The sequence below is a fragment of the Pseudotamlana agarivorans genome (assembly GCF_001642835.1).
GTDB classification, from domain to species: Bacteria; Bacteroidota; Bacteroidia; order Flavobacteriales; family Flavobacteriaceae; genus Pseudotamlana; species Pseudotamlana agarivorans.
The window spans coordinates 55,462-69,289 of the sequence record NZ_LXEI01000006.1; the positions used below are offsets into that span (position 1 = coordinate 55,462).

The 13,828-nt window shown below is 35.3% G+C and carries 13 protein-coding genes; 5 read left to right on the top strand and 8 right to left on the bottom strand.

What is annotated here, in order from left to right:
* From A6I66_RS08285 to A6I66_RS08295, 3 genes are all read left to right on the top strand, one after another.
* Entirely contained in the window at positions 1–486 is a 486-nt protein-coding gene (locus A6I66_RS08285) for an SRPBCC family protein (RefSeq protein ID WP_067147638.1), read from the top strand.
* Positions 476–1,768 (top strand): cryptochrome/photolyase family protein, encoded by a 1,293-nt coding sequence (locus A6I66_RS08290; protein WP_067147641.1) that lies wholly within the window; start codon positions 476–478, stop codon positions 1,766–1,768. The genes A6I66_RS08285 and A6I66_RS08290 overlap by 11 nt, the downstream gene beginning before the upstream one ends.
* A 375-nt stretch (positions 1,769–2,143) precedes the next feature.
* Complete coding sequence (locus A6I66_RS08295; protein ID WP_067147644.1) at positions 2,144–2,752, top strand: hypothetical protein; 609 nt, start codon at positions 2,144–2,146, stop codon at positions 2,750–2,752.
* 272 nt (positions 2,753–3,024) lie between these two features.
* Here A6I66_RS08295 and A6I66_RS08300 read toward each other — a convergent pair whose 3' ends face one another.
* Complete coding sequence (locus tag A6I66_RS08300; protein WP_067147646.1) at positions 3,025–4,038, bottom strand: M28 family metallopeptidase; 1,014 nt, start codon at positions 4,036–4,038, stop codon at positions 3,025–3,027.
* Positions 4,039–4,246: 208 nt separating this feature from the next.
* Between A6I66_RS08300 and A6I66_RS08305 the strand changes: the two genes are divergently transcribed.
* Entirely contained in the window at positions 4,247–5,836 is a 1,590-nt protein-coding gene (locus A6I66_RS08305) for an aspartate:alanine exchanger family transporter (protein ID WP_067147649.1), read from the top strand.
* A 54-nt stretch (positions 5,837–5,890) separates the two neighbouring features.
* On the opposite strand, the gene A6I66_RS08310 is transcribed toward A6I66_RS08305, so the two are convergent.
* The 7 genes from A6I66_RS08310 to A6I66_RS08340 all read right to left on the bottom strand — a co-directional run bounded on the left by A6I66_RS08310 (position 5,891) and on the right by A6I66_RS08340 (position 12,482).
* Positions 5,891–6,598, bottom strand: a complete 708-nt coding sequence (locus A6I66_RS08310; RefSeq protein WP_067147652.1) for an LrgB family protein — start codon at positions 6,596–6,598, stop codon at positions 5,891–5,893.
* 3 nt (positions 6,599–6,601) lie between these two features.
* Positions 6,602–6,964 (bottom strand): CidA/LrgA family protein, encoded by a 363-nt coding sequence (locus A6I66_RS08315; protein ID WP_067147655.1) that lies wholly within the window; start codon positions 6,962–6,964, stop codon positions 6,602–6,604.
* 226 nt (positions 6,965–7,190) lie between these two features.
* The gene (gene dnaN, locus A6I66_RS08320; RefSeq protein ID WP_067147658.1) at positions 7,191–8,309 is read right to left on the bottom strand and encodes a DNA polymerase III subunit beta; all 1,119 of its coding nucleotides are present in this window, start codon (positions 8,307–8,309) and stop codon (positions 7,191–7,193) included.
* 175 nt (positions 8,310–8,484) lie between these two features.
* Positions 8,485–10,152: a gliding motility-associated ABC transporter substrate-binding protein GldG gene (gene gldG, locus A6I66_RS08325; protein WP_084399569.1), complete on the bottom strand. Its 1,668-nt coding sequence runs from the start codon at positions 10,150–10,152 to the stop codon at positions 8,485–8,487.
* Positions 10,145–10,630 carry a hypothetical protein gene (locus tag A6I66_RS08330; protein WP_067147661.1) on the bottom strand — a complete coding sequence of 162 codons (486 nt, stop codon included), beginning with the start codon at positions 10,628–10,630 and terminating at the stop codon, positions 10,145–10,147. The genes gldG and A6I66_RS08330 overlap by 8 nt, the downstream gene beginning before the upstream one ends.
* Before the next feature lie 2 nt (positions 10,631–10,632).
* Positions 10,633–11,346 carry a gliding motility-associated ABC transporter permease subunit GldF gene (gene gldF / locus A6I66_RS08335; RefSeq protein ID WP_067147664.1) on the bottom strand — a complete coding sequence of 238 codons (714 nt, stop codon included), beginning with the start codon at positions 11,344–11,346 and terminating at the stop codon, positions 10,633–10,635.
* A 239-nt stretch (positions 11,347–11,585) separates the two neighbouring features.
* Positions 11,586–12,482, bottom strand: a complete 897-nt coding sequence (locus tag A6I66_RS08340; protein ID WP_067147667.1) for an SAM hydrolase/SAM-dependent halogenase family protein — start codon at positions 12,480–12,482, stop codon at positions 11,586–11,588.
* Between the two features lie 211 nt (positions 12,483–12,693).
* Here A6I66_RS08340 and A6I66_RS08345 point away from each other — a divergent pair, with 211 nt between their 5' ends.
* Positions 12,694–13,647 (top strand): PhoH family protein, encoded by a 954-nt coding sequence (locus tag A6I66_RS08345; protein WP_067147670.1) that lies wholly within the window; start codon positions 12,694–12,696, stop codon positions 13,645–13,647.
* The last annotated feature ends 181 nt before the right edge of the window (positions 13,648–13,828 follow it).

Below are 13,828 nucleotides of genomic sequence, written 5' to 3' on the forward strand. Positions count from 1 at the left end.
ATGATGCAATTCGAAAAACATTCTGGACTATACACACTTTATACAGAACAGATTCTAAATATATCCATAGAGGAAGCTTGGTTGTTTTTTAGTGCTCCGGAAAACCTTAATGAAATCACGCCTCCTAAAATGGGCTTTGAAATCACATCTAAAGTAGATAAAAGAGCTTATCCAGGACAAATAATCACTTATAAAGTGGGGTTGTTTCAAGGAATAACGCAGAACTGGGTTACAGAAATCACGCAAGTTAAGCATCAGGAATATTTCATAGATGAACAACGATTTGGGCCTTACAATTTATGGCATCATGAACATTTTTTTGAAGCTTTGTCTGAAGGAAAAACTTTAATGAAAGATAAAATATCCTATAAATTACCTTTTGGGATTTTAGGGGATTTGACACACCGTTTTTATGTGAAGAATGAGCTTAAGGCTATATTTAAATATAGGCATGAGGTCCTAGAAGAACGATTCAATGGAAAATAATATAACTGTTTTTTGGTTTCGCCGTGATTTGCGTTTGGAGGATAATGCCGCGCTTCATTTTGCTCTTAATTCAGGAAATAAGGTCTTACCCATATTTATTTTTGATGAGGATATCGTTGAGTCACTCCCTGAAAGTGATGCTAGAATTTCCTTCATTTATAACAGCTTAAAGGAAATAGATATACAGCTTAAGTCCTTTGGAAGCTCTCTTCTCGTTTTAAAAGGAACACCTTTAAATATTTGGAAGAAACTATGTTCTGAATATCGCGTTGAAAAGGTGTATTTTAATAAGGATTACGAGCCTTATGCTATGAAAAGAGATCATCAAGTATCCACGTTTCTAAATGCTCAAAATATACAGTCGCATTCTTATAAAGATCAGGTTATTTTTGAAGAACATGAGATTTTAAAAGCAGACAAAAGTCCGTATACCGTCTATACGCCCTATAACAATCAGTGGTTGAAGCATTTCAGTTTAAAAGTGCATACGGCCACTTACGATTGTTTAAATCTTAAGTTACAGTTTTTAGAGTTTCAATGTACTTTCCCAGCACTGGAAAAACTTGGTTTTAAGGAAAGCGATATCAAAGTAAAACCTTATCAATTAAATGATTTAAAAGCGTATGATGAGCTGAGAGACTATCCAGCCTTAGATAAAACCTCGAATTTATCGCCATATTTACGTTTTGGTCTAGTTAGTATTCGTAAAATTGTTGCCCACGCGTATCAAACCAATGCTGTGTTTTTAAGTGAGTTGATTTGGCGTGAATTTTTTATGCAGATATTATTTCATTTCCCGAAAGTGGTGACTCAAAATTTTAAATCCAAATACGATAATGTTACTTGGAGGCATGATGAATCTGATTTTAAAAAATGGTGTGCAGGAGAAACCGGATATCCATTAGTTGATGCCGGTATGCGTGAGCTCAATAAAACGGGTTACATGCATAATCGTGTACGCATGATTACAGCAGGATTTTTATGTAAGCACTTGTTAATCGATTGGCGTTGGGGTGAGGCTTATTTCGCTGAAAAACTATTAGACTTCGAGCTGGCCTCTAATAACGGTAATTGGCAATGGGCAGCAGGTACAGGCTGCGATGCAGCGCCATATTTTAGAATATTTAACCCTACAACTCAAATTAAAAAGTTTGATAAAGATTTAGAATATATAAAACGATGGGTGCCGGAGTTTCAGGAGTTAGATTATCCGAAACCTATTATCGAACACAAAGCTGCCCGTGAACGCTGTTTACAAGTTTATCGCGATGCATTAAATTAATCATAAAGCGGATTAATTTTAGTGTTGGGGGATTTCGAAAAACAATTAAGAACAAGCCAAGTCTTGTAACTACTGCTGTAATAAGCCCTTTTTAACCCCTTGACATATTTAAGTCTTTTAATGCTTCAACTGACACAGTAAGTAATCTTTGAGCAATAGCCTTTGTGCAAAATGGTGATTTTCTTTCGGTGCTTAATGGTTAAAAAGTTTTAAAAATTATTCTCAAAATCAATAAACAAACTGTTTGTCGGTCTGTATTCTCCATTCCGTGGATATTTATGATAAATAATGAAATGATCACTTTGATGAGATGCATTAAAGGTTATATTTGGCCCAACTAAAAATTAACATACATTAACTAACCAAAAAGTAAAAATGAAAAACCTATTACAATTCGCATTAATTTTATTATTAGCTACAACAGCAGGTTACGCTCAAAAATTAAAAGTAAAAGAAGGATCTTTTAAGTCTTTAAAGGATATTAAAGAGTACACTTTAGTTTTTGACTACGTTGGAGTAGAAATTCCAAAATACGATTCTGAAGAAGAGTTTCTTGAGGATAAAATGGCCAAGAGAGAGGAAAAAGAAGCAGGGGCAGGAGAGGTATTTAAAAAATCATGGTTTGCAGATAGAGAAAATGTTTATGAGCCAAAGTTTATAGAGTCTTTCAATAAAAGATTTGAAGATGGTGAAGTAAAAGTTACTAAAGAAGCCACTGCTACGCACACTATGGTTATAAAAACAACTTTAATGTACGCAGGTTATAATGTGGGTGTCATGAGACAAAATGCTAAAATAGAAGCTCTTATTACTATTTATGAAAATAGTGCTCCAGATAAAATATTATTTTCTGGAATGTACACTAAAGTTGAAGGTCAAGGAGCTATGGGCTTCGATTATAACTCTGGATACCGTATTTCTGAAGGTTATGCTAAACTAGCGAAAGAATTCGCTAAAGATTTAAAGAAAAAAGGATTGAAGTAATTGCTGGTTTTTTAGTAAGCTAACAAACTGAAAAGTTCTTAAAATACTAAAAAAGAGGCTGGTTTAAAGTTAAAAACACTCGTCATTCTGTGCTCGACACAGAATCTCATCATATTGAATATCAATAATTATGAGAATCTGAAATAAATTCAGATTGACGAAAAAATTAACTTTAATTCAGCCTCTTTTTATCTTGATTCGTGAGCAAAAACAATTGCGCACAAAAAGTGTAATTCCAAAATAATCACCTATTTGCTAAGGTGTATGAATCGTTAATCTAATTTCACACGATTTTCACGATTTGCCAATTCCCAAGCGGTGTAAAAAACTAAACGTGCACGGGTTTCTAAAAACTCATAATTAATTTTATCTGGTGTATCACTTGGTCTGTGGTAATCGTCATGAGTTCCGTTAAAATAGAAAATCACAGGAATATTGTTTTTTGCAAAATTATAGTGGTCAGAACGATAATAGAAACGGTTTGGATCGTTATCATCATTATAGGTATAATCCAAATCCATATTTACATATTTTTTATTAACAGCTTCAGAAACGTCATGGAGTTCCTTACTTAATTTATCAGATCCTATTAAGTACAAATAATTTTTTCCGTTTTTATGTTTGTCATCAACACGACCAATCATATCGATGTTTAAATCGGTTACCGTATTCTTTAAAGGGAAAATAGGCTCCACATCGGTATAATATTTAGAACCTTGTAATCCAATTTCTTCAGCGGTAACATGTAGAAATAAAATGGTTCGTTTTGGTCCGTGACCAGCCTTTTCGGCATCTTTAAAAGCTTTAGCTATTTCTAAAATAGCTACCGTTCCAGAACCATCATCATCGGCACCATTGTTAATATCTCCATTTGAAGACACGCCAATATGATCTAGATGCGCTGAAATAACTAAAATTTCATCAGGTTTTTCAGAACCTTTAATATAGGCTAAAACATTTTCTGAATCTTTTGTACCTGTTGGAAGAAAAGAGGAAGGCACTTTTTGAAAATAGTTGCCTTCTCCAAGGGGTGACGAAATTTCATTAGCGATGTAAAAGTTTTTTAAAAATTCAACAGCTTTTTTTTGTCCAGGTTCACCAGTGCCACGTCCTTCAAATTCATCGGAAGCATAAGTGTATAGCTTTTTCTTTAAGCTTTCTGCAGATATAGTTTTAGCATAAGGTTCAGGATCAATAGAGGTTTTACTAAGGGTTTTACTCTGTGAGTTACTGTTACATGAGTTTAGTAAAAATGCAGCACAAAAAAGGGTGATAAAATGTTTCAAACTTAATCTTATTTATAATTTTGAAGCTATAATACAAAAATGAATTTATTAAATTATGTTTTATTTCATTTTAACAGTACAATTGTCAAGGAATTAGGCCGGAATTTTAAATAATTATTATTTCGACAAAAAACAAGGCATGATAAAAGTCAGTATAGCTATCTTTTTTATAAATTACATTTGTAACTTGATTTTAAAATTTTAATTGATGGAGTTTTTAAACGCAACGTATCTCGCTTTATTTTTAATTATTTGTATCGGATTTATTATAGGAAACATTAAAATTAAGGGGATTTCGTTAGATGTTTCTGCTATTATTTTCGTTGCCTTATTATTTGGTCATTATGGTGTTGCTTTACCAGATATTTTACAAAAAATCGGACTCATTTTGTTTATTTACACCATTGGTTTACAAGCCGGTCCAGGTTTCTTTGACTCCTTTAAAGAAAATGGTAAAAACCTAGTCATAATCGCTGCATTGGTAGTGTTTTCGGCGGCCATTATTACTTTTCTTTCCATTCAATTCTTAGGTATCGATAAGTCAATTGCCATAGGTTTAATGGCGGGAGCACTTACCAGTACCCCTGGTTTGGCTACAGCTATTGATGTTACTCATTCACCTTTAGCATCCATTGGTTATGGTATTGCGTATCCATTTGGGGTTATTGGGGTAATTTTATTTGTGAAACTCTATCCTAAAATTTTTAAAATAAACTTAACAAAAGAAGAAGCTGAATACGAAGAAAAGGCGCATGGGAATTTAGAAACCATTACACGTGCTAATTTTGTTGTTGAAAATGAAGGGGTTATCGATAGAACGATTGAAGATTTACAAGTTGGATCGATGACTAAAGGTGTGATTTCGAGAATAAAGCATAAAAATGAAGCTTTCGTGCCTAAAAAAAATACGGTATTACATAAAGGTGATTATATAAGAGTCGTGGGGACCGAAGACGCATTAAATCGCATAGAATTATTAATTGGACCTAGGATTGATGTTGAAATATCTCTAGGAGAGGCCTATATTGTACAGTCATATTTGGTAACAAAAACAGAATTAGTAAATAAAACCTTAGGGCAATTAAACCTTAAAAATACCTTTAATGCTACGGTTACTAGAGTACGACGTAGTGGTATCGATTTATCGCCTAATCCTAACCTTAAATTGCAAATTGGTGATAAATTAATGATCTCTAGTCAGAAGAGTAGTGCCAAACAGATTTCCAGACTTATTGGGGATAATAAAAGTAAACTTTCTGATACCGATTTTTTCCCCTTAGCTCTAGGTATTGTTATTGGTATTCTTGTAGGTGGTGTTTCTATATCGTTTGGAGATGCATTTAAATTTAATTTGGGATTAACAGGAGGCGTACTTATAGTCGCTATGATTTTAGGACGTATAGGAAAAACAGGTAATATGCTTTGGGTAATGAGTGGTAACTCTAATCACTTGTTACGACAATTCGGACTAATGCTTTTTCTAGCCGTTGTTGGAACAAATGCAGGAGCAACCTTGGTTGAAACCTATTCGCAATATGGTATTAAATTGTTTTTAATAGGCGGATTAATAACCTTTATTCCTATGGTTTTAGCAGCTATCGTAGCCCGTATGTTTTTCAAAATAAATATTTTAACGCTTTTAGGGACTTTAACAGGATCGATGACAAGTACGCCAGGTTTGGCTGCTGTAGATAGCATGACTAAAACGGATGCGCCTTCAGTGGCCTATGCTACCGTTTACCCGATTGCCATGGTGCTTTTAATTATATGTTGTCAGGTGCTCGGGCTGTTATTCTAAGCCGTTATATTTAGTGTCGCTTTCTGTTTAAGTAAAAATGCCATTTCTACGGATTTAAAAAGTAATCCAGATACTTAAAAATGAAATGATATAAGGGGCTAATATGGCCGTAAAAACTCCGTTGATAATAAGGCCGATACTGGATAGTGCTCCAAAATTCCCACTAATTTGCATGGATTTGGACGCGCCTAATACATGAGCAGCAGTACCCATAGAAATACCTTGAGAAATAGCGCTTTTAATGCGTGTTATTTTCATGATTTCATAACCAAATATAGAGCCAATAATTCCAAAAAGAATCACTACAGAAGCGGTTAGAGGAGGAATACCACCTAAAGTTTTAGAGACTTCCATGGCAATGGGAGTGGTTACCGATTTTGGTGCTATAGAAAAAACAATCTCTTTGGGAGCACCCATAAATTTGGCGATTAAAACCACCGAAATAACACCTACAATACAACCTACCAATTGGGAAACAATAATAGGTATGGCTTGTTTTTTTATTTTTCCTAATTGCTGATACAGCGGGACACCAAGGGCGACGATGGCTGGTTTTAATAAAAACTCAATCATACGACTGCCTTTTTGGTAAACCTCAATATCGATTTTGAAAAGCCATAAAAAGCCTATAATGAGAATAATGGCAATTAAAACAGGGTTTAAGAAAATGGACTTGGTTTTTTTCTGCAGATTTTGAGCTATAAAATAGGCTACAAAAGTCAGCGTGAGAATAAATATTTCGGTGTTTAAAACAGCATCCATAATCTATGATTTTTTGCCTTTTTTGAAGGTGTTTTTATGTCTCATAAACAACTGATGTGTCCAGCCCGTACAGGCAAAAACGATGATGGTGCCTAGGGTAGAAGCCACGATAATAGGCCAGAAGGAAGCTTTTATCAAATCTAAATACAACATAATGGCTACACCAGGCGGTACAAAAAAGAAGGCCATGTTTTTGGTTAAAAAATGACTCAATCCGCTTACCCATGCTAACTTAATCCAACCCAATTCTAATAAAACGGTTAATAGGATCATGCCAATAATACTAGAAGGCATTTTTATGCCAGTTAGATGGACTACAACTTCTCCAAAAAGTAAACAGCCTAATATAATTACGACTTGCCTCATGGTTTTAAACTGATTTTGTATTGCTACTTGTGAATATTATTTTCGAAAATACGATGCATCTGTATAATATGCTAATAATTGTAATTTAACCTGAGGTGGTTAATAATTGTCGCATGGTAAGTGCATTTATTTAAATGTTTGAAAACAAACAAAAAAGCAGCATCAAAATTATGATGCTGCTTTTCTATATTTTGAGCTAAAATTTCTTCTAGACTAATTATAAAAATTATCCGTTTAACATAACAGGCATAACTAGCATGGTAACTTGTTCGCCTTCATCTAAACCATCAACAGGTGTTAAAATTCCAGCGCGGTTTGGCATACTCATTTCTAGTTGTACATCATCAGAATTTAGGTTATTCAACATTTCAGTTAAGAAACGTGAGTTAAATCCGATTTGCATATCATCACCTTGGTAATCGCAAGTTAAACGCTCTTCGGCTTTATTGCTGTAATCAATATCTTCCGCAGAAATATTAAGTTCGGCACCAGCAATTTTTAAACGAATTTGGTGTGTGGTTTTGTTAGAGAAAATACTAACACGGCGTACCGAGTTTAAAAATTGATTTCTGCTAATCACTAGTTTATTCGGATTCTCTTTTGGAATAACTGCTTCGTAATTTGGATATTTACCATCAATTAGTCGGCAAATTAACTCTGAATTTTCAAAAGTAAACTTGGCATTAGACTCATTGTATTCAATGGCTACTTCGTCTTCACTAGCAGCTAAAATACCTTTTAAAAGATTTAAAGGTTTCTTAGGCATAATAAATTCGGCAACCTGATTGGCTTTAATATCTTCACGTGTGTATTTCACTAACTTATGCGCATCGGTAGCAACAAAAGTTAAGCCTTCTGTAGAAAACTGAAAAAAGACACCACTCATTACCGGACGTAAATCATCGTTTCCAGCGGCAAAAATAGTCTTGCTAATAGCAGTTGCTAAAACATCGCCAGTTACTACGGTTTTACTTGGGTCTTCTAAAGCCACAGCCTTTGGGAATTCTTTGCCATCAGCGTAAGCTAAAGCATATTTACCATGGTTAGAACTAATTTCGATGGTGTTGTTGTCTTCAACCACAAAAGTTAAAGGCTGCTCAGGAAAGGTTTTTAAAGTATCTAAGAGCAAACGCGCAGGAATAGCAATGCTACCTTGACTATCGCTTTCAACGTCTAATTTAGAAGCCATAGTAGTTTCTAAATCGCTAGCAGAAACGGTAAGTTCGTTTTGGTCTAGTTCAAACAAAAAATTATCTAAAATAGGTAAGGTATTCGAACTGTTAATCACACCTCCTAAAACCTGTAATTGCTTTAATAAATAAGTACTTGATACTATAAATTTCATCTGAGAATATTATGTTTGCTAAGCTGATTTTCAATATGTTCCTGTAGTTTTCTTAAAAATAAACTAGCAGTTTCACACAAATCATTAAAAATAAATAAACCTAGCTTTTATTGACATTATGCTTCATACAAATATATTCTAAACGGCTTATATTTGGAAACAAACTTATTAACATTTAAGCGGCGTATTTTTTCTTTCTGATATAGTTGAAAGCCATGCCGAAAATCGCGAGTAAAACCAGTGGTAGTACGATGTTTATAAGGCGCCACTTGGTTTTTTCGGCAGCTATTTTTTGCTGATCTAAAAAGGCAACGGCAATTTCTTTCGACCGAATGTTTATAAGTCCGTTATCATCTAGCAAATAATTTACGGCATTGAGTAAAAATTCTTTGTTCCCATAAGTTTGGCCCGTCCAGCGGTCGAAACCTAATTCTTGCGGCACATTTCGTATCACATCGTTTTTTATAATGTCACCATCGGCGATTAGAATCATTTTTGTTGGCACACTTTTATTTTTTGAGTTTGAAAGCTCAAAAGGCTTGATTCGGTTACTGTAAACCGAGTTGAATGCGCCTTCGAGTAAAACGGCTAAATTTTGGTTTCCGGCATTAAAAAGTTGCGGATTTTGTTCCTTAGTAACCAGTTCTAAACTAATTTTTCTCGGAGTACCTTCTAATTTTGATAGAGGTGCCGACTGCAACAGAATGGTCTTTTTTATGTTGTTTTTTAAGGTGTCGATTGGGTTTGCAAAATCAAACTTTACCAAGTTCAAGTTGTTTACAATAGGGTGGTTGCTCTGGCTTCCTGCAAGCGGGGAGTAGGGCCATTGTAAATGCTGAAATTGCGACTGACTCCCTTCACCAATGGCTAAAGTAATGGGTGCTGAATATAGGGTGCTTACCATTTCGGGATTCACACGAGCTCCATATTTAAAGAAAAAATCTGTTAGGTTTAAATCTCTGGGGATGGCGACGTTACTGCCGGTATCGTTGTATAAACTGTCCTTTTCCATGGCAATGGCATCGATAAGCCACAAACTTTTGCCGCCGTTCATGGTGTATTGATCTAAAACGTACTTCTCTTCTTCGGAAAAAGCTTCGGTAGGTTTCGCCGAGATGATTAAATCGTAAGCCTCTAAATCTTGAAGCGTTTTTTGCGGATTGTTAGTAATGCTATCCAGTGTAAAGGGTGCAATAAAGTAGTAATTGCCTATTTTTTTTACAAAATCGGCGATGTATCGATCTTCAAGTTGCTTATTACCTTTTAAGATGGCAATTTTACGTTTTTTAGGCGTAGTTAGTTTGCTAAAACCATCGGCAAAAGCATATTCCAGGTGTTGCACCGAATTGCTTACCAACTCTTGCTGGGTGGCCCCAATTTTGTTTTTTACTAACGGAATAATAACCGTTTGGTCGTTATAACTGGCAAGGGCCCAAGGAAAAATAATGGCCTTTGACGATTTTCCACTTTCGGTAACACTTAACTGCATAGGGGTTAAACCGCGTTGAGTAAGTTGCTGTATGTTACGCTCGCGGGTGTCTTCATCTTCAACAGGGTTAATAAAGTTGAAAATGATGTTTTTGTTTTCAGCAGAAAACTCTTCAAGGAGTTGTTGAGTTTCCTTTTTAAGGCGTCTAAATTCCGAAGGGAAATCATCACCCTCTAAAAACACATCAATAATAAGCGGCGCATCAACATGTTCTATAGTTTCAATGGCTGAAGGGCTTAAGGTATAACGTTTATCGGCAGTCAAATCAAAACGTTCAAAAACAAAACTGCTTATGAGGTTAATCCCAATTAAGGCGATTATAAGTAGGGCTATATTTTTGATAGTGTTATTCAAAGGTTTTCTCTAATTTGTAGGTTCTTAGGGCAGTTACTTTGTCGTTAGTAAACAGCAATTCAATGCATTCCTGGTCTTTGTTAAAGGCACCAGGCTTAAACCCTAAATTATAATTCCATTGGTCTTCAGAATTGGCTTTGATGCTATCATCCCAACCATACCATTCGCTTTCACCAAGTAGTTGTTTTACTTCACTTTTGGGTTTTCCAATAAGTAAACTGTCTTCTATAATATTATTGAGCATCTCAAAACGCAATTCGGGATCTTCCTCCCAAGCTTCAGCATTGAAATACTTTTCATGATGGTAGTTGCTAAAAATATTGATAACGGGATAAAAAACATAAAAGTAGGCCAAAGGGGTTAAGGCCAAACTGACTATAAAAGTGAGCCATTTGCGTTTATCTATAGTATTAACAAACAACCAAACCAGAACGAATACAATAAGTATTGATATAATAAAAAGCGGAGTTAAAACCATGGTTATGCTTTGTTCAAATTTATTTTAGTTAGCATTAAAAAGAATAGCGTTAAGCTTATAAAATAGACCAAATCTCTCGTGTCAATCACACCACGACTCATGCTTTTAAAATGCGCGCTCATGCCTAATTGATTAATGAAATCATTAGAAAGGAAGTCGGCAACACCTTCAAAACCGATATAAAAAATAAAACATATAAAAACAGCCGTAATAAAAGCTACAATTTGATTGTCGGATAAAGTCGATGAAAATACACCAATGGCTGTATAAGCCGCGATGAGAAATAGGAGTCCGAAATACGATCCCATAGTGCTGCCCATATCTAAATTCCCAACAGGATTCCCAAGTTCGTAAACCGTGTAAACGTATAATAAGCTAGGTATGAGCGCAATAAGAATAAGTGCAAAAGCGCCAAAATATTTCCCTAAAACTATATGGAATAATGAAATGGGCTTGGTAAGCAATAGCTCCAAAGTGCCTTGCTTTTTTTCATCTGAAAAACTTCGCATTGTCACGGCCGGAATTAAGAAAATTAAAATCCATGGTGTTAGTAAGAAAAAAGAAGACAAATCGGCAAAACCATAATCTAGAATATTGAATTCCCCCTTAAACAACCACAGAAATAAGCCGTTAAGCGTTAAAAAAATAGCAATAACCAAATATCCAATTGGCGAGGCAAAAAATGAATTTATTTCTTTTCTTAATATGGCGAACATTTAGTTTTGTTAAAAGTTAAAAGTTAAAAGTTAAAAGTTAAAAGTTTCTATTAGTTACTGGTTACTGGTTACTGGTTTTTGGTTTTTGGCTGCCGTCACCAGTCATCAGTCACCCGTTATCTGTCTTCCGTCATTCTTCATCTGTCACTTTTCTCCCGTCTCCTGTCATCGGTCTTCCGTCAATCTTCATCTGTCTCCCGTCATTTTTCCTTATTCTAACAAACATAACCCTTTTATTATTATTCGAAATCAGAAATTTTATGAACCTGCTGCGGGTAATCGACATCCTGTAAATTAATAGGATCTGGAATAAACTTAATGCTTATCGCGTCCATTAGTCCGAGTCCGAGAAGGGTAGAAGCACTACCAACGGTGGCGCTATTACTTTTATAAACGGCAATTTCTAAAAAATCACCAGAATTAAAAACCACTAAGCGTCTGCCTTCATCATGACGTTTGTTTTCTGGAATGTCAAAATTAACAATATCACTGTATTTATGATATATAGTTTTAAAGGTGTAATGACGCGCTGTAATTTCAAAACGTCTTCCTTTTTGTACGCTTTCAAAAAAATGACGCTTAATATTGGTCACCACATTTCCGTAGTTATCAATATAAATCACCGAACCAATAATTTGGGTTTTATCGTCATTAACGTAAGGTGTAATGTTTTTAATAGGCTTAATACCCGAAATGTTTTTTCCAATCACATCTAACGTACCACCACGAGCTATATGGCAGGCCACCTGCACAAAAACATCCAATACTGTAAAACTGCTTGTTATTTTATCGTGAATATTAATTTCTACAATTTGTTCTGGAGCAATTTCCGAGCAAATCATACTCATAATGCCATTGTTAGCACACACAAAATAATGTCCATCTAGCTTAACAGCGATGTGTTTGTTTTCGGGATTGAGTTCCGAATCAATACCAATAATATGTATGGTGCCTTTAGGAAAACTGTTGTAAGCATTTTGAATGATGTAAGCCGCCTCAGGTATGTTAAAAGGCGATACAGCATGTGAGATATCAACAATCTTAACATTAGAAAGTTCACTGTAGATAGCGCCTCGTGTAGCGCCAGCAAAGTAGTCTTTCTCTCCGAAATCGGTTGTTAGTGTAATAATTGCCATGGGCAAATTGTTGATATGTTTTTAACGTTAAGTCCCTCAATTTTACTTAAATTTGAGAGAGTCATGAATAAGATACAAACCTACAAATTTTCATTTTCGTTTTTATAATTTAAATGAAAAATATGAGGCCATAAAATCTTATTCATTAAATTAGAAGCACAGAAAAATAACAGAACAGCTATACATTAATTTTTAACCTAAAACCACGCCTTTGAACGAAATAATCATCGAACTTGAAGAGATTTCTCCAAAAGATTTTTTTGGAGCCCAAAACACGAATATTGAACTTCTTAAAAAGTACTTTCCTAAATTAAAAATTGTAGCCCGCGGGAATAAAATTAAAGCTTTTGGCGATGAAGAATTGCTGGAAGAATTTGATAGACGCCTCACTATGCTCCTAAAGCATTTTGCAAAATATAATAAGCTCGACGAAAATGCTATCGAGCGTGTTTTAACCAGTCAAAGTAGCGATGATTATACCACCTCCGAAAAAAGTGGCGAAGTTATCGTTCATGGGGTTAGCGGCCGACTCATAAAAGCCCAAACACCAAATCAGCGTAAAATGGTAGAGCTTATGCGTAAAAATGATATGGTTTTTGCCATTGGTCCAGCAGGAACAGGAAAAACTTATACCGGCGTAGCCTTGGCGGTTCAAGCCTTAAAAAACAAAGAAGTTAAGCGTATCATTTTAACCCGTCCAGCCGTAGAAGCCGGAGAGAATTTAGGATTCCTTCCGGGCGATTTAAAAGAAAAATTGGACCCTTACATGCAGCCTTTATACGATGCGCTAAGGGATATGATTGCTCCAGAAAAACTCGCGCATTATATTGAAAACGGTACCATTCAAATCGCGCCATTGGCATTTATGCGTGGACGAACCTTAGATAATGCCTTCGTGATTTTAGATGAAGGGCAAAACACCACCCACGCCCAAATGAAAATGTTTTTAACTCGTATGGGAAAAAACGCCAAGTTCCTATTAACGGGCGACCCTGGTCAAATCGATTTACCGCGCCGTACCATTTCCGGACTTAAAGAAGCTTTACTCATCTTAAAAAATGTGGAAGGTGTAGGTATGATTTTCCTAGACGATAAAGATGTGATTCGTCATAAACTCGTTAAAAAAGTCATCGAAGCCTATAAAAGCATTGAAAACGCTGATTAAAGATGTCATAATTTTTTTCAGGAGCAGAAACCTGCTTTCCGTTTTATCTGCCTGCCGGCAAGGCAGGTCTTTTTCGCCCTTTAAGTGGCAAAAAAGGATGCCACTACAATCAGGGCTAGGGGCAGGAGTATAAAGTTTAAGACCTGAAAAACCATGATACTTGGTTGATAACATTAAAATA

Coding starts and splice junctions, on each gene's coding strand:
- A6I66_RS08330 (WP_067147661.1), bottom strand. CDS start 10,630: ATGGTTTTAACTCCGCTTTTTATTATATCAATACTTATTGTATTCGTT.
- gldF (WP_067147664.1), bottom strand. CDS start 11,346: ATGTTCGCCATATTAAGAAAAGAAATAAATTCATTTTTTGCCTCGCCA.
- A6I66_RS08310 (WP_067147652.1), bottom strand. CDS start 6,598: ATGGATGCTGTTTTAAACACCGAAATATTTATTCTCACGCTGACTTTT.
- A6I66_RS08290 (WP_067147641.1), top strand. CDS start 476: ATGGAAAATAATATAACTGTTTTTTGGTTTCGCCGTGATTTGCGTTTG.
- A6I66_RS08305 (WP_067147649.1), top strand. CDS start 4,247: ATGGAGTTTTTAAACGCAACGTATCTCGCTTTATTTTTAATTATTTGT.
- A6I66_RS08315 (WP_067147655.1), bottom strand. CDS start 6,964: ATGAGGCAAGTCGTAATTATATTAGGCTGTTTACTTTTTGGAGAAGTT.
- A6I66_RS08285 (WP_067147638.1), top strand. CDS start 1: ATGATGCAATTCGAAAAACATTCTGGACTATACACACTTTATACAGAA.
- A6I66_RS08295 (WP_067147644.1), top strand. CDS start 2,144: ATGAAAAACCTATTACAATTCGCATTAATTTTATTATTAGCTACAACA.
- A6I66_RS08340 (WP_067147667.1), bottom strand. CDS start 12,482: ATGGCAATTATTACACTAACAACCGATTTCGGAGAGAAAGACTACTTT.
- dnaN (WP_067147658.1), bottom strand. CDS start 8,309: ATGAAATTTATAGTATCAAGTACTTATTTATTAAAGCAATTACAGGTT.